The organism is Pseudomonas sp. NPDC090592, assembly GCF_044769185.1.
Taxonomy (GTDB): Bacteria; Pseudomonadota; Gammaproteobacteria; order Pseudomonadales; family Pseudomonadaceae; genus Aquipseudomonas.
Genome location: NZ_JBIVXJ010000026.1, coordinates 20,333 through 36,165, shown reverse-complemented (window position 1 = coordinate 36,165; position 15,833 = coordinate 20,333). Strand labels below are relative to the sequence as shown.

Annotated in this window: 15 protein-coding genes; 5 read left to right on the top strand and 10 right to left on the bottom strand. The window is 63.5% G+C overall.

Translation table 11 applies throughout. From position 1 onward, the window contains the following. Window positions 1-221 precede the first annotated feature (221 nt). Window positions 222-935, top strand: a complete 714-nt coding sequence (locus ACIQUI_RS21040) for a UTRA domain-containing protein (protein ID WP_391124917.1) — start codon at window positions 222-224, stop codon at window positions 933-935. Between the two features lie 100 nt (window positions 936-1,035). Here ACIQUI_RS21040 and ACIQUI_RS21035 read toward each other — a convergent pair whose 3' ends face one another. From ACIQUI_RS21035 to minC, 7 genes are all read right to left on the bottom strand, one after another. Continuing rightward, on the bottom strand, window positions 1,036-3,189 hold the full coding sequence (locus ACIQUI_RS21035; RefSeq protein WP_403202381.1) for a mechanosensitive ion channel family protein: 2,154 nt from the start codon (window positions 3,187-3,189) through the stop codon (window positions 1,036-1,038). A gap of 44 nt (window positions 3,190-3,233) precedes the next feature. Beyond that, window positions 3,234-3,401 carry a hypothetical protein gene (locus ACIQUI_RS21030; RefSeq protein ID WP_016501052.1) on the bottom strand — a complete coding sequence of 56 codons (168 nt, stop codon included), beginning with the start codon at window positions 3,399-3,401 and terminating at the stop codon, window positions 3,234-3,236. A gap of 203 nt (window positions 3,402-3,604) precedes the next feature. Beyond that, window positions 3,605-4,894, bottom strand: coding sequence for a M18 family aminopeptidase (locus tag ACIQUI_RS21025; protein ID WP_403202378.1), 1,290 nt, complete (start codon window positions 4,892-4,894; stop codon window positions 3,605-3,607). 169 nt (window positions 4,895-5,063) lie between these two features. Continuing rightward, window positions 5,064-5,699, bottom strand: coding sequence for an RluA family pseudouridine synthase (locus ACIQUI_RS21020; RefSeq protein ID WP_403202374.1), 636 nt, complete (start codon window positions 5,697-5,699; stop codon window positions 5,064-5,066). A 137-nt stretch (window positions 5,700-5,836) separates the two neighbouring features. After that, window positions 5,837-6,091, bottom strand: coding sequence for a cell division topological specificity factor MinE (minE, locus tag ACIQUI_RS21015; RefSeq protein WP_003252572.1), 255 nt, complete (start codon window positions 6,089-6,091; stop codon window positions 5,837-5,839). 3 nt (window positions 6,092-6,094) lie between these two features. After that, window positions 6,095-6,907 carry a septum site-determining protein MinD gene (minD, locus tag ACIQUI_RS21010; RefSeq protein WP_054893840.1) on the bottom strand — a complete coding sequence of 271 codons (813 nt, stop codon included), beginning with the start codon at window positions 6,905-6,907 and terminating at the stop codon, window positions 6,095-6,097. A gap of 109 nt (window positions 6,908-7,016) precedes the next feature. Continuing rightward, window positions 7,017-7,778, bottom strand: a complete 762-nt coding sequence (minC, locus tag ACIQUI_RS21005; RefSeq protein ID WP_403202372.1) for a septum site-determining protein MinC — start codon at window positions 7,776-7,778, stop codon at window positions 7,017-7,019. A gap of 111 nt (window positions 7,779-7,889) precedes the next feature. Here minC and ACIQUI_RS21000 point away from each other — a divergent pair, with 111 nt between their 5' ends. Together ACIQUI_RS21000 and ACIQUI_RS20995 are read left to right on the top strand one after the other, a co-directional pair. Beyond that, window positions 7,890-8,825 (top strand): lipid A biosynthesis lauroyl acyltransferase, encoded by a 936-nt coding sequence (locus ACIQUI_RS21000; protein ID WP_403202369.1) that lies wholly within the window; start codon window positions 7,890-7,892, stop codon window positions 8,823-8,825. A 143-nt stretch (window positions 8,826-8,968) separates the two neighbouring features. Further along, entirely contained in the window at window positions 8,969-10,117 is a 1,149-nt protein-coding gene (locus tag ACIQUI_RS20995) for a patatin-like phospholipase family protein (RefSeq protein WP_403202366.1), read from the top strand. 115 nt (window positions 10,118-10,232) lie between these two features. On the opposite strand, the gene ACIQUI_RS20990 is transcribed toward ACIQUI_RS20995, so the two are convergent. Next, window positions 10,233-11,060 (bottom strand): VacJ family lipoprotein, encoded by an 828-nt coding sequence (locus ACIQUI_RS20990; protein ID WP_403202363.1) that lies wholly within the window; start codon window positions 11,058-11,060, stop codon window positions 10,233-10,235. Further along, a complete protein-coding gene (locus ACIQUI_RS20985) occupies window positions 11,053-12,351 on the bottom strand; it encodes a serine/threonine protein kinase (protein WP_403202361.1) in 1,299 nt (432 codons plus the stop codon). Before ACIQUI_RS20985 ends, ACIQUI_RS20990 begins: the two co-directional genes overlap by 8 nt. 190 nt (window positions 12,352-12,541) lie before the next feature. On the opposite strand from ACIQUI_RS20985, the gene ACIQUI_RS20980 reads away from it, so the two are divergent. Beyond that, entirely contained in the window at window positions 12,542-12,895 is a 354-nt protein-coding gene (locus tag ACIQUI_RS20980) for a hypothetical protein (protein WP_403202358.1), read from the top strand. A gap of 306 nt (window positions 12,896-13,201) precedes the next feature. Here ACIQUI_RS20980 and ACIQUI_RS20975 read toward each other — a convergent pair whose 3' ends face one another. Continuing rightward, the gene (locus tag ACIQUI_RS20975; protein WP_403202355.1) at window positions 13,202-14,755 is read right to left on the bottom strand and encodes a beta (1-6) glucans synthase; all 1,554 of its coding nucleotides are present in this window, start codon (window positions 14,753-14,755) and stop codon (window positions 13,202-13,204) included. 209 nt (window positions 14,756-14,964) lie between these two features. Here ACIQUI_RS20975 and ACIQUI_RS20970 point away from each other — a divergent pair, with 209 nt between their 5' ends. Next, the gene (locus ACIQUI_RS20970; protein ID WP_403202354.1) at window positions 14,965-15,825 is read left to right on the top strand and encodes a glycine betaine ABC transporter substrate-binding protein; all 861 of its coding nucleotides are present in this window, start codon (window positions 14,965-14,967) and stop codon (window positions 15,823-15,825) included. Window positions 15,826-15,833 lie beyond the last annotated feature (8 nt).

Here is a 15,833-nt window from a genome sequence, read left to right as displayed (position 1 = left end):
GCGTGACAGTTTGATGTAGGGAAGGGCCCGCGCAGGTAGTTGCAGGCTCCTGGCAATACAGCGTAGACCATGGCGTACCCCCGAATTTGCTGGGCTGGCCCGATTCTGGCTGCAGCACGGTTACGGCTTTGTCACGGGATGTTCATCAGCCCTGCCTAGGCTTGCACTATTCTCCAAGTGCCCTGTTCTGGGGCTGGACTAGTCCAGATAGGTAACCTTTGATGCAGCCGATGCCACCGCGTGCGGTAACAGCCATCTGCCACGCCTTGCAGGAGCAGATCGAGCACGGCCTGCTGGCGCCGGGGGGCAAGCTGCCGGCCGAGCGCAAACTGAGCGAGGTGTTTGACACCACGCGCATCACCCTGCGCGAGGCGCTGGCGCAGCTGGAGGCCCAAGGCCTGATTTATCGCGAAGAACGCCGCGGCTGGTTTGTCGCGCCCCAGCGGCTGACCTACGACCTGATCGAACGCAGCCACTTCCATGCCATGGTGCGCGACCAGGGGCGGGTGGCCAGTACCGAGTTGTTGTCGGCGCGGCTGCAGCCGGCCTCGGCGGCCATCTGTGCGCGCTTGCAGTTGCCGGCGTTGTCCAGCGTGGTGCGGATCTGCCGGTTGCGGCGGATTGACGGGCGAGCGGTGCTGTATGCCGAGCACTACCTCAACCCACGGTACTTTCCGGGGATTCTCGAGCAGGACCTGGCGCAGTCACTGACCGAGATTTATGGGCGGGTGTATGGCATCGAGTATGGGCAGGTGTGCTTCGAGATCTTGCCGACCGCGTTACCGGTTGAGGCGGCGGGGGCGTTGAAGGTGTCGGTGGGCAGCCCGGGGTTGCACATTACCCGGGTCAACAGCGACCAGCATGGTCACCTGATTGACTGTGACCTGGAGTATTGGCGGCATGATGCGATCCGCATTCGTGCCCAGGCCGGATGAGGTGTTGGCTTCTTCGCGGGCTTGCCCGCTCCCACAGGTACTGCACAGGCCTTGAACACTGTGATGATCCTGTGGGAGCGGGCAAGCCCGCGAAGAGGCCCTAACTGGAAGAACCGGTTTCCGCCATTCCCCCACCTCCGGCCGTCACCACCTGCACCGACAACCGCGGCGTCGCCAGGTCCAGCCCGGCCTCATCCATTTGCCGCTTCAGCGCCAGGTTGAACGCCCGCGACACCTCCCACTGCTTGATCGGCGCGGTCTTGAACCGTGCCCGCAACACCGCCGAGCCCGACTCGAAGCTCTCCACGCCCTGCAACTCCAGCGGCGACCAGATATTGCGACGCATCAGCGGGTCATTGCGCAGCTTTTGCCCCACCTCGCGCACCAGCGTGATGGCCCGGTCGATGTGCATGTTGTGCGGAATGGCCACACGGAAGATGGCATAGCCGAACTCCCGCGAGTAGTTCTTGATGCTCTTGATCTCGCTGAACGGGATGGTGTGCACGATGCCGTCGATATCGCGCAGGCGCACGGTACGGATGGTCAGGCCTTCCACCGTGCCCAGGTGCCCGCCCACGTCCACGTAGTCATCGATGGCCAGCGAGTCTTCGATGATGATGAACAACCCGGTGATCAGGTCGGCCACCAGCGATTGCGCGCCAAAGCCGATGGCCAGGCCGATCACACCGGCACCGGCCAGCAGCGGGGTGACGTTCATGCCCATGTTGGCCAGGGCGACGATTACCGCAATGATGAAGATGACCACGAACATCACGTTGCGGATCAATGGCATCATGGTTTGTGCACGGGCGTTGGCCAGGCCCCGGCGCGAACGTACCAGGGCGTGGTGCACGGCAGTGTCGGCAAGAATCCACACCAGCCAGGCAACAATCAGCGTACCGGCCAGGCCCAGCAGGCGCAGGCTTACCTCGTGGCCGTCACCCTCGGCAAAGCTGATCATCGACAGGCCCCACACGCGCAGGCCCAGTTCGATGAACACCAGCCAGATGAACATGTGCACCAGCAGGTAGCCGAAGTTGCGCAGGCGCTCGGCATACACCGCCTGGCGCTTGCCGACGCGTTTGGGGTTGGCGGCGTGGCGGCGTACCAGGCCGTTGAGCACCATGCACACCACCACCAGTACCGTGCACATCAGCGACTGGCGCAGGGCGGTGCTGGTGTCGCCGGCCGAGACGAAGGTGGCGAACAGCGAGATGGCCACCAGGATCAGTGCCGGGATGAACCAGAAACTGCCGAGAATCTCGATGGTATCGCTGAGGGTGCGCCGGGTCAGGCGCCGTGACAGTGGTTGGTTGCGGATCAGGTGGGCGATGGGGCGGCGAAAACGCAGGATGAACAGCCCGGTGCACAGTGCGGCGATGACGTTGGCCAGGGTCGCCAGGGCGTGGGCCAGGTGGGTGCCGAGCGCGACCAGCATGCGCGGGTCGCTCATGGCCTCGCCAAAGGCTGCGAAGCTGCCGATCAACCACAGCGGGCGGAATGCCTGGTGCCGCAGGATGTGCAGGGCGCGGTGGCGGTGTGGGCCGTCCAGCAGCGAGAAGGCAATGACGCAGATGGCCGAGAAGCAAGTGCCCACCACCAGCGCGTAGGCCAGCACCATGGCCAGCGACTTGCCCAGCGAGGGTGGCAGCACGAAGCTCAGGTACACGGTGCCCACCAACGCCACCAGCCACGGGCCGAGCTTGCGCAAGGCAAAGCGCACCAGGTCCCAGGTGCGCGGGTGTTGCGGCAGTTCTTCGCTCAGGCCAAAGCGCAGGCGTATACGGTGGCCGACCCAGTTGAAAGCGTAGGCCAGCATGCTCCACACGGCGATGACGGCGGCAAAGCCGAACAGGATCGCCGGCCATTGGTGCACCGGTACCATCAGTTCGGTCAGTTCGGCCTGGGCTTGTTCGATTTCTGTGGCCCAGCGTACGAACGGGCTGGCATCGCCGCTGAACTGTTTTTCAAAGTCATGCAGAGCGCCGCCAATCAGGCCGAGCACGCCCTGTTCCACGCTGGGCTGTGATTGCCTGGTGGCGTCGCGCAGTTTTTTCAGGTCGGCCAGCAGCTTGGCCCGCTGCTGGTCGTTTTCGAGGTTCTTGATGACTTCGTCCAGCGACTTGCCCAGCGGCTCGGTGGCCTCCGGTTGTGCGGGCGCGCTGCTACCCAGCAGGCTGGGCAGGCCCGCCGCCTGGACCGGTGTGATGAACAGCAATAGCAGCAGGAACAGGTAACGCAGGAGGGCAGGCACTGGCAAAACTACCTCAGGTCAAACGATTGACCGAGTGTAGAGGTTTATGTCGGCAGTTTCTCGAGGATCTTCCAGCAGGTGAGCCCGAAGATGCCCAAGGTACCGATCCACATCATCAGCACACCGATATTGCGCTCACGCATGCTGAAGCCGATGGTCAACAGCATCAGGAACAGGAACACCGGCACGAACAGGGACAGGAACGGGGACATGGACAGCAATCCTTTTGCAGTGGGGCCATGTCACAAGCATAGCGCTTGGCAAGCGAGGCGGGATTGACCTTGAGCAGGTGCAAGCAGGCCCGGCCTCTTCGCGGGCTTGCCCGCTCCCACAGGTACTGCGCAGCCCTTGAGAGCGGTGCGGTCCCTGTGGGAGCGGGCAAGCCCGCGAAGAGGCCGGGCCTGCCTACAACAAATCAGGGCAGTTCGCGGCTGCGGTAGAAGGCGGTCAGTACCTTCACCAGGTGCGCCAGGTCATGGCTGCCGCACAGTTCACGAATCGAATGCATGGCAAAGGTCGGCAAGCCGATATCTACCGTGCGCACGCCCAGGTGGCTGGCTGCAATCGGCCCGATGGTCGAACCGCAACCCATGTCGCTGCGCACCACAAAGCTTTGCACCGGCACTTCCTCGGCCATGCACAGGTGACGGAAGAACCCGGCGGTTTCGCTGTTGGTGGCGTAGCGCTGGTTGTTGTTCACCTTGATCACCGGCCCGGCATTGAGCTTGGGCCCGTGGTTGCCATCATGCTTGTCGGCGTAGTTGGGGTGCACGCCGTGGGCGTTGTCGGCCGATATCATCAGCGAGCGCTGGATGGTGCGCACGTAGGCGTCGCCGTCCGGTAGCAGGCGCTGCAGGGTCTGCTCGAGCATCGGGCCGTCGGCGCCGCAGGCCGAGCTGCTGCCGACTTCTTCGTGGTCGTTGCACACCAGCACGCAGGTTTCATCGCTGTCGGCGGCCAGCAGTGCCTGCAGGCCGGCGTAGCACGACAGCAGGTTGTCCAGGCGGGCGCCGGCGATGAAGTCGCCGTTCAGGCCGACCAGTGCGGCGTCCTGGGTGTCGTAGAAGCTCAGCTCGTAATCCAGCACCACGTCGGCGATCAGCTCGTGCTCGCGGGCCAGTTGTTCGGTGAGCAGGGCGCGGAAGTCGATGCGCTCGTCACCGGCGACCTGGGCCAGGATTGGCGGCAGCTCGTTCTGCGGGTTGATCGCCCAACCTTCATTGGCGGTGCGGTTCAGGTGGATGGCCAGGTTGGGGATGATCGCAATCGGCAGCTTGAAGTTGATCAGCTGGCTTTCTACCTTGCCGTCACGGCGGTAGGTTACCCGGCCGGCCAGCGACAGGTCACGGTCGAACCACGGTGCCAACAGGGCGCCGCCATACACTTCCACACCCAGTTGCAAGAAACCTTGGCGTTGCAGCTCGGGCTGCGGCTTGACCCGCAGGCACGGGCTGTCGGTGTGTGCGCCGACCATGCGGATGCCGTTCAGCAACGGCGCCTGCTTGCCCAACTTGATGGCGATGATCGAGGAGTCGTTACGGGTGACGTAGTAGCGGCCGCCAGGCACAGTGGCCCAGCTGTCGCGCTCGTCCAGGCGCTGGTAGCCGGCCGCTTCCAGGCGCTGGGCCAGGCTGGCGGTGGCGTGGAAGGGCGTGGGGGAGGCCTTGAGGAAATCGATAAGGCCAGAATTCAGTACGTCGCGCATAGCTCACTCCAGACAGCAGTGGCGCGAGTTTAACGCAGAATGTCGACAAGTTGTGTCTGCCTCTTCGCGGGCTTGCCCGCTCCCACAGGTACTCCACAGGTTTCGAATGTGGTGATACCCCTGTGGGAGCGGGCAAGCCCGCGAAGAGGCCGGTACAGGCCATGCAAATTCAGAACGGTGCAGGGCACTCGAACTTCAACCGCTGCCCCGACACCGGGTGGGTAAAGCTCAGCATCGAGGCATGCAGGCACAGCCGCTCATGGGCTGCCAGCGCCTCGGGGTTGGCATACAGCCGGTCACCCAGCAGCGGGTGCCCGATCGACAGCATGTGCACGCGCAACTGGTGAGAGCGCCCGGTAATCGGCGTCAGTTCCACCCGGCAGTAATCGCCGCAGCGCTCGACGATGCGCCAGAACGTCAGCGCATGCTTGCCCTGCTCGTGATCCACCACATGCCGTGGCTTGGTTGGCGGGTCGTAGCGCAGTGGCAGGTCGATGCTGCCGCTGTCCAGCACCGGTTGGCCCCAGCACAACGCGGTGTAGGCCTTTTCGGTTTCGCGGTCGTGAAACTGGCGCGACAGTTCGCGGTGGCTATCCGCATCGCGGGCCAGCAGGATGATGCCGGAGGTTTCCCAGTCCAGGCGGTGCACGATCAGTGCATCGGGGTATCCGTTTTCCTGCAGGCGGGTGATCAGGCAGTCCTTGTTGTCCTCGGCGCGGCCGGGCACAGACAGCAGCAGGGTCGGCTTGTTGATCACCAGGATGGCGGCGTCTTCGTGCAGGATCTGGATGTTGGACAGCGGCATTGCTTGGTCTCTTTTGAGCAATTGGGGCCGCTTTGCGGCCCTTCGCGGGCACGCCCGCTCCCACAGGTATATCGCGCGTCCTGTGGGAGCGGGCGTGCCCGCGAAGGGCTGCAAAGCAGCCCCAGCTTTCAGCCAGATCAGCGATCCGGCAGGGTAATGTTCAGCTCCAGAATCGAGCAGCTGCCCTGGTTTTCCAGCTCGATATGCACGTCATCGTTGCCGATGTTCACATACTTGCGGATCACTTCCAGAAGTTCTTTCTGCAGCGCCGGCAAATAGTCCGGTTCGCTGCGTTGGCCGCGCTCGTGCGCCACGATGATCTGTAGACGCTCTTTCGCTACCGACGCGCTGGTCTGTTTCTGTCTGCCACGAAAGAAGTCAAAAAGGTTCATGGTTTACTTGCCTCCAAACAGGCGCGCGAAGAATCCTTGCTTCGGCACTTCGATGAACCGCAGGGGCTTTTCTTTGCCCAGCAGACGGTCGACGGTATCGCTGTAGGCCTGACCGGCATCGCTCTGGTCGTCGAGGATGACCGGGATACCCTGGTTGGAAGCCTTGAGCACGGCCTGGGACTCGGGGATAACACCCTTGAGCTTGATTGCCAGGATTTCTTCGACGTCGGCGATGCTCAGCATTTCGCCCTTTTCCACGCGCTCCGGGTGGTAGCGGGTGATCAGCAGGTGTTCCTTGATCGGCTCTTCGCCGTTTTCCGAGCGGCGCGACTTGCTCGACAGGATGCCCAGCATGCGGTCGGAGTCGCGTACCGAGGAAACCTCAGGGTTGGTAACCACGATGGCTTCGTCAGCGAAGTACATGGCCAGGTGCGCGCCTTTCTCGATACCGGCTGGCGAATCGCAGATCACGTAATCGAACTGTTCTTTCAGTTCCATCAGGACCTTTTCCACGCCTTCCTGGGTCAGCGCGTCTTTGTCGCGGGTCTGGCTGGCGGCCAGCACGAACAGGTTTTCCAGGCGCTTGTCCTTGATCAGCGCCTGCTGCAGGTTGGCTTCGCCGTTGACCACGTTGACGAAGTCGTACACCACGCGGCGTTCGCAGCCCATGATCAGGTCGAGGTTACGCAGGCCCACGTCGAAGTCGACGATGACGGTCTTGTGGCCACGCAGTGCGAGGCCGGTACCAATGGCGGCGCTGGTGGTGGTCTTGCCCACACCCCCCTTGCCGGAAGTAACCACGAGAATCTTGGCCAAGGTGTTTCACCCCTAAAATGATCGGGACACGAGTCCCTGCAAATAACTGAAATAGCGTAAATAACGGCAACGGTAAAAAAGTTGCTCTAAAAATGCTGGCAAGTATCCGTTAAAGACGGGTGATGTTCAACACGTCACCAGACAAGCTGACTTGCACACCGAACCCCCACAGCGGGTCGCGGCGCAGGTCTTCGCAGACCTTGTACTGGCCGGCGATGGAGACCATTTCGGCGGTCATCTGCTGGCAGAAGATACGGGCCTTGGTGTTGCCTTTGATGCCGGCCAGGGCCCGGCCGCGCATGGCGCCGTACACATGGATGTTGCCATCGGCCAGAAGTTCCGCACCCGGGCTGACCGAGGCAGTGACGATCAGGTCGCCACCCTGGGCGTAGATCTGCTGGCCGCCCCGTACCGGCGAGGTAATGATGCGGGTCGGGCGCACCTCGGGCTCGGGGGCGGGTGGTGGCGCCGGGGCTGGCTCGGGCTTTTTGACCACCTCGGGTTCGGGGTCCAGTGGCCGTTCGCGGGCGCCGGACGGTGGCAGGACCGGCAGGTCGATGGCGATGGCGGCAGCGATGTCCTCGATGCGGTTGGCGCGGATGGCCAGGGTACGCAGGCCATGGTGGCGGCAGATCCGCATCAAGCCGGGCAGGTCGATCGCCCCTTCGTCGGCCGGCAGCTTGTCCAGCGCCAGCACCAGCGGCGTGTTGCTGAAGAAGTTGGGCGCCTGGGCGACTTTGGCCGCCAGCTGGCGGTCGAGGGCTTCAAGGTCATTGCGCGCCAGTTCCAGCACTGTAATGGCGAGCATGCTGCCCTTGAGCTGGAACACGGAGGCGGTGTCGGGTGTGTGGTTTGGGCTCATGGTCTGCATAGACGGCTTGTTGCGAAAAAAGTGCCCTGACTTATAACGAGAACACCGGTTGCCCGCAACATACGCTGATCCGTTGTAGAATGCGCAGCCTTTGTCTTTCCGGAAGCTTCAATGGAACGCCCGCGTTTTCGTCCCTATTACCTTCACCCCAAGTTCTGGGGCCTGTGGCTGGGCCTGGGCCTGCTGTGGCTGGTGGTCCAGTTGCCGTATCGGGTGCTGTTGAAAGTCGGTGCCGCGCTGGGGGCGGTGATGTACCGCTTTGCCGGCGAGCGGCGGCGCATTGCCGCGCGCAACCTGGAGCTGTGCTTCCCGGAGCTGTCGGTCGACGAGCGGCAGCGTTTGCTCAAGGCCAACTTCGCCTCCACCGGCATCGCCTTCTTCGAAATGGCCATGAGCTGGTGGTGGCCCAAGGCCAGGCTGGCGCGCCTGGCCCATATCGAGGGGCTGGAGCACCTGCAGGCTGCCCAGCAGGCGGGGCAGGGCGCCATCCTCATGGCGGTGCACTTCACCACGCTGGAAATCGGCGCTGCACTGCTCGGCCAGCAGCACACCATCGACGGCATGTACCGTGAGCATGGTAACGCACTGTTCGACTTCATCCAGCGTAGCGGCCGTGAGCGGCACAACCTCGACTCGCTGGCGGTGGAGCGTGAAGACGTGCGCGGCATGCTCAAGCTGCTGCGTTCGGGCCGTGCGATCTGGTACGCACCGGACCAGGACTACGGCGCCAAGCAGAGCATTTTCGTACCGCTGTTCGGCATCCAGGCGGCGACGGTAACCGCCACTACCAAGTTTGCCCGGCTGGGCAAGGCACAGGTGATTCCGTTTACCCAGAAGCGCCTTGAAGATGGCAGCGGCTATCGTCTGGTTATTCACCCGCCATTGGCGGACTTCCCGGGGGAGAGCGAAGAGGCCGATTGCCTGCGCATCAACCAGTGGGTGGAAGGCGTGTTGCGCGAGTGCCCCGAGCAATACCTGTGGGCGCACCGCCGGTTCAAGTCGCGGCCTGAGGGTGCGCCGCGGCTGTATGACAAGAAAAAGCGCTGAACTGATTTTGCCTGTGCCGGCCTTTTCGCGGGCTTGCCCGCTCCCACAGGATCACCACAGGCCCGGGCATTGTGCATTCCTGTGGGAGCGGGCAAGCCCGCGAAAGGGCCGGGCCTGAAAACAACTGATCCAGGAAGGACGCCATGGCCCCACCCCCGGTAACCGGTCTTATCCTTTCTGGCGGCGGCGCCCGCGCCGCCTATCAGGTCGGCGTACTGGCCGGCATCGCCGAGCTGCTGCCGGCTGGCGCACACAACCCCTTTCCCGTCATCGTCGGCACCTCTGCCGGGGCCATCAACGCCGTTACCCTGGCCAGCGGCGCGACCCACTTCAACGATGCCGTGCAGCGGCTCACCGCCTTCTGGCAGAACTTTCGCAGCCACCTGGTCATCCGCAGCGACTGGCCCGGGGTGGTGCGCCAGGCCAGCCGCTTCGTCGGCCATAGCCTGCTCGGGTTGGGTGGGCAGGCGCCAGTGGCACTGCTGGACAGCAGCCCACTGCGCAGCCTGTTGCAAGCACACCTGAACCTGGAGGGTATCGGCCATTCCCTTGCCGCCGGGCAACTGCGTGCCGTGGCAGTCACCGCCTTTGGCTACGAGTCTGGCCAGGCGGTCACCTTCTACCAAGGGCGCGGCACTATCGAGGCCTGGTTGCGCCATCGTCGCATCGGCGTACCCACGCCATTGACCATCGACCACCTGCTGGCCAGTGCGGCGATCCCGCTGCTGTTCGCCCCGGTGCAGCTGGGTGACGAATACTACGGTGATGGCGCGGTGCGCCAGTCGGCGCCGATCAGCCCGGCCCTGCACCTGGGTGCCAGCCGCGTGCTGGTGGTCGGGGTCAGTGGCAACCCGCAGCGGCCAGCGCCGCCGTTGCCGACCCAGCGGGTGTTCAGCGGGCAGCAGCCGAGCCTGGCGCAGATTGGCGGGCACATGCTCAACAGCACCTTCATCGACAGCCTGGAAGATGACATCGAGCTGCTGCAGCGGCTCAATCATCTAAGCCGGTTGCTACCGGCGCACCTGGATGCCCGGCGCCTGGGGCTGGCGCCGGTCGACGTGCTGGTAGTGGCGCCCAGCCAGCCACTGGACGAAATCGCCGCCCGGCATCGGCGCGAGTTGCCGGCAGCGTTGCGCCTGTTCCTGCGTGGGCCGGGGGCGACGCGCACCAGCGGGGCGGGGGTGTTGAGTTATTTGCTGTTCGAGGCGAGCTATTGCAGTGAGCTGATCGAACTGGGGCGAAGGGATGCTTTGGCCAAGAAGCGGGAGCTGTGTCAGTTCTTGGGGATTTGATGTTGCCTGTGCCTGCCTCTTCGCGGGCTTGCCCGCTCCCACAGGTACTGCACAACCTTCAGGAATTGTGCAATACCTGTGGGAGCGGGCAAGCCCGCGAAGAGGCCAGGCCTGCTTACTCGGCTATCTGCAACTTGCGCGCCTGGGTATACACGTACCGCACTTTCTCGTACTCGAACGGCGAGTTCAGCTGGCCATAGCGGAATTTGGTGGTATAGCGCTTGTCCACCACTTTCAAGGCAAAGATTTCCGGGTGGTCGGTGCTGGCTTCGGCCACGTTCAGGTAGTTGATGGCTTGCTCGCCCGCGTAGTCCACCACCAACCCGGTGGTATCACGCAGGTTCGATGGGCCCAGCACCGGCAGCATCAGGTACGGCCCGTCCGGCACACCATAGAACCCCAGGGTCTGGCCAAAATCTTCGCTCTGGCGCGGCAGGCCCATGCTGGTCGCCGGGTCCCACAGCCCACCTACACCAATGATCGTGTTGAACATCAGCCGCGCAGTGATCTCGGCCGAGCGCTTGGCCTTGAGCTGCAGCACGCTGTTGAACAGGTTCGGCACGTCGCCGATGTTGTTGAAGAAGTTGCTCACCCCGGTACGCACGAAGCGCGGTGTGACGTACTGGTAGCCACTTACCAGCGGCAGCAGCACCCACTGGTCCAGCCGGTAGTTGAAGTGGTAGATGCGCCGGTTGATCGACTCCAGTGGGTCGTACACGTTCAGCGCTTCCAGGGTGGAGCGCTCGAACTCGCGCTGGTCCAGGCCCGGGTTGAATTTCAGCTCGCGCAGCGGGTCGATGAAGCCATCGGCCTCGGGCACCAGAGGGGCGGTTCCCACGACTTGCGGGTCGGCCTCCACTACGCTGGCGCGAGGCGCGGTTTCGGCGGCCAGGGCGTGGCCGGCGGCAAGCAGGGCAGTGGCGAAGAGGAGTTTGTTAACCACGGAAGAACTCCAGCATGGCGTCGCTGTTGACGCGGTAATTGAGGTTGCCGCAATGGCCGCCATGGGGGTAAAGGGTCAGCCGGTCACCAAACACCTTGCGCAAGAAGCCGATGTCGCCAGGGCCGAGGATGACGTCGTCGGCGTTGTGCATCACGGCAATCTTGTCGCTGCTGCGCAGGTAGTCTTCCAGGGCGTACAGGCTCACCTGGTTGACCAGTTGCAAGATGCTGTTGCCGTCGGTGCGGGCGCGCCACATCGGGATCACCTGCTCGGTCATGTAGCAGTCGAAGTCGCACTGCAGGGCGCGTTTGAAGAACGGCGTGAGGCTGCTGCCTTCGGTGATCGGGAACTTAGGCGGAATGATCAGGCCGCGACGGTTGATCAGGTCGGAGGTAAAGGCAATGTCGGCCGCCGAGAAGCGGAACGAGGTGCCGATCAGCATGGCCATCTGCTCGTTGGACAAGTGCTGTTTCGACTGCTGGAAGTCGTACAGCAGGGCGTCGTTGAGGTCGATGTAGCCCTTGTCCTGGAAGTAACGTGTAAGCTTCTGCAGCATCAGCTCATAGAACGTGGTGCTGCGGTCGATGCCCTTGACCTGGGTTTGCACCAGTTTGTCCAGGTTGTTGATCGAGGTGTACAGGTTGACCGGCGGGTTGAGCAGCAGCACGCGCTTGAAGTTGAAGCTGCGGCGGGTTTCGTCCAGGTGGCTGACAAAGGCTGCATCGAGCGCGCCCAGGCTGTAGCCGGTGAGGTAGAACTCGCTGATTGGCAAGCGCGGGTGCTGGGCGCGCACGGCCTGCATTACCCGGTACATGTCTTCGGCGTCTTCCTGGCTGACGCCGGGGGTGGCAAAACGCGAGGCGGCGCTCATGAAGTCGTAGCTGGTGGGCGACGACAGCTGCACCACGTGGAAGCCGGCCTGGTAGAACAGCTTCTTCAGGTATTCGTTGATGCTGCTGCTATAGGGCGCGCCGGTGCCCGCGATGATGAAGATCAGCGGTGCCTCGTGGTCCTGGCGGGCCATGCGGTACTTGAGCTTTTTCACCGCCCAGAAGTTGTCGGGCAGGGTGAACTCGCGCTCCGGGCGCAGGTTCAGGCTGTAGTCGGCCTGGTTGATTTCGTCGTCGCTGGGCAGGGTCGGGCGCTGCTCCGGCGGCGTGGTGGCGATGGTCGCCTCGAACGGGTTGGTCAAGGGGTAGCCGTAGCTCGCGGCGTCGATATCCCGCGCTGAAGCGGCCACAGCCATGAGCAGGCTGCCGAGCACGGCAGCGAGGCGCAAAGATCGAAGCATGTAATCCCCCAAAAGAACGCAAGGTCGAGCATTGTGCAGGCTAGGACCACATCGACGCGGGCAAAGTTGCCTGGCGCGGTGGCCTTTGGTGTGCTGGTTATCTGCAACATAGCTGCAGGGTTGTGATTTTGCCTTACTACAGGGCATAAGCGATCATGGATGCTTTCGATTACCGCTATTGGAGAGCAGGATGTCTCGTTCGCTACCGGCTGCGCTACTGGTGCTTTGTATCGGGCTGTGGCTCGCGGCCAGTTATGGCGTGCGCTATGGGCTGATGGAAGATGGCCAGTGGGTTGGGTTGTGCACGGTGCCGGCGGCGTACTGGCAGTGTGAGGTGCGTTCGTTGCTGGGGTTGGGCATTCACCACCAGGTGCTGGCCTGGGGCGGGTTGGGCCTGGCGCTGTTGGCGCAGGTGGTTTCCGGCCGCGCCGGCTGGTGGCTGGCGGTATTGGCATTGGTATTCGCGGTGCCGGCGCTGGTGCTGTATACCGCCAGCATTGCCGTGTTTGCGCTGGTGCTGGCGGGGTTGCGGTTGGTTCGGTAAATGCGGTGCGGCTGAAAGGTGCATGCCTTGGGTGCTGCGGTGGGGCAGAAATCGAGCGCCGCCCGCGCGGCGCTTCGCGGGGCAAGCCCGCTCCCACATTTGTTGCTACGTGCCGAACCTGTCAGGCCATGGTTGCCTGCCTTGGTGCAAGCGGGGGGCATCAATGCCCACCTCGAAGTCCAGTCGTGCTAACAAAGCTGACAACCATGGCCTCACAGGCATGGCCACGTTGCAACAAATGTGGGAGCGGGCTTGCCCCGCGAAGCGCCGCGCGGGCGGCGCTCGATTTGCGCCCCACCGCTACAATCAAGCCGGGCGCAACCTCAAGCTGCGCCACAACGCCGCCGTCATCAGCACACTCACCACCGCCCAGCCCCAGGCCTGCCGGTTCTCCAGCCCCTCCACAAACAACTGCGGCGCCACCCCGGCCCCAACAATAAACGCCAACAACGCCACCTCCGCCCGCCGCGCGCGCACTGGCCACAGCACATACACCAGCGCCGGCAACGCCAGTGCCGCAGTGGGGAAGCTGCGGTAGCGCGGGTCGAACACCATCGCCAGCATGCTCACCGCCGCGGCAAAGCCGGCCGCCAGTAACAGCCAGCCGGCCCGCGCCTGCAGCCAGGCGTACAAGCGTTCGCGCCAGCCCGCCCGCTGCGCCAGGGCCAGCAGCGCATGGGCCAGCACCAGCAGGTTCAGCCCGGCCAGCACCACCGCCCATACCCACTCCCCGGCAAAGCGCGCATGGGTGCGCATCAGCTCGCCCCACAGCCCCAGGCAAGCCGCGCCAAACGCCGCCAGCAGTGGCAGCAACACTGCCGCTTGCGCGCTGGCGGGGCGCCCGGCGAGTACCAGCATGGCTGCCATCAACAGCGCACTGGCCAGCAACCACTGCGGCCAGTAATGCAGATTGCTCACCGGCCCTTCCAGCACGCCCTTGTCCTGCCGGTCGGCATCGTAAAGCCCCCAGTACCCGCCCACTGCACCTTCGTTGGCGCGCTTCCAGGGCTGGTCGAATGCTTCGATCAGGTTGTAGCGCCAGCCGTTGCTTTCTGCCATGGCCACAAAGCCGCGAATGAAGCGCGCCTCGTTGACCCGGCTGGGTGTGGCGGTTTCGCGCTGGCGGCCTTCGCTGGGCCAGCCGGTTTCACCAATCACGATGTCCTTGGGCGCAAAGCGCGTGCCGAATACCCGGCGCACATCGGCCACATGGGCCAGGGCGTCGTCGATGCCGCGTGGGTCGTCTTCCCAGTAGGGCAGCAGGTGAATGGTCAAGAAGTCTACCTGCGGCGCCACTTGCGGGTGCTGTAACCAGAACTCCCACACATCCGCGTAGGTCACCGGCACCTTCACCTGGCTTTTCACCCGGGCGATCAGCTTGGCCAGGTGTGCACCGGTCACCTCTTTGCGCAGCAACGTTTCGTTGCCCACGATCACCGCGCTGACCACATCGGGGTTGGCGTTGGCGGTGGCGATCAGCAGCTCGATTTCCTTGTCGGTGTCTGCCGGGTGGGCGTTCACCCAGGCGCCCAGCATTACCTTCAGGCCATGCTTGCGCGCCAGCGCGGGGATTGCCTCAAGCCCGGTCATGGAATAGGTGCGGATGCACTGGAATCGCTCGGCCAGCAACGCCAGGTCGGCGTCCATGCGTGCCGGGCGCAGTCGAAACGGCTGGTCGTAGGGCGACTGGTCCTTGTCGAACGGCGTGTAGGACGCGCACTGCAACTTGTGCGTCGAGCTGGCCGCGTCGGGCAGGTGCACCGGCTTGCCAAGCCCGTACCAGAGCCCCGCAAGCCCGAGCAGGGCCAACAGGCAGGCAAGCAGGTACAGCGGTAACAGCAAGCGGGCAGAACTGGGCATCGGGCGGTCCGTCGTCAGGCGCAAAAGGGTAGATAGTAGCCCGGCGCCAAAGCTTTGGCATGCAAGGATCGCGCAGGTCGGTGTAGGCCGATGGCGCTAATGGCACAGTGCTGTCGCATATGGGGCGGGTACAGGTCGCAGTTGGATCAGGCCCCCCGCTGTTGCAGGAAGATGATGCAATCTCCAAGACCTGACGAGGGGATGCTTTGATGGCAACTTTGAAAAAAATGCGACGTTTCCTGGGTGTAGGCACCGCCCTGGTACTGGGAATGAGCGCAGCACAGGCAATGGCCAAAGAAGTAAGCATCGGTTACGTGGATGGCTGGGCCGACAGTGTGGCCACCACCAACGTGGCTGCAGAGGTGATCAAGCAGAAGCTCGGCTACGACGTGAAGTTGCAGGCCGTGGCCACGGGGATCATGTGGCAGGGCGTGGCAACCGGCAAGCTTGACGCCATGTTGTCGGCCTGGCTGCCAGTGACCCACGGCGAGTACTGGGCCAAGAACAAGGACAACGTGGTCGACTACGGCGCCAACTTCAAGGACGCCAAGATCGGCCTGATCGTCCCCGAGTACGTCAAGGCGGTGAGCATTGCCGACCTCAAGACCGACAGCAGTTTCAAGCAGAAAATCGTCGGCATCGACGCCGGCTCCGGCGTGATGCTCAAGACCGACCAGGCGATCAAGGACTACGACCTCACCGGCTACAAGCTGCAGGCCAGTTCCGGCGCGGCCATGACCGCAGAGCTGGGCCGTGCCTATGCCAAGCAGCAGTCGATTGCGGTAACCGGTTGGGTGCCGCACTGGATGTTCGCGAAGTGGAAGCTGAAGTTCCTCGAAGACCCGAAAGGCGTGTATGGCGCGGCAGAGACCGTGAACAGCATCGGCAGCAAGGAACTGGCGACCAAGGCGCCGGAAGTGGCGGAGTTCCTGAAGAAGTTCAGCTGGCAGTCCAAGGACGAGATTGGCGAAGTGATGCTGGCGATTCAGGAAGGCGCCAAGCCTGAAGCGGCGGCCAAGAACTGGGTGGCCAAGCACCCTGATCGTGTGAAGGAGTGGACTGGTAAGTAGCAACCTTT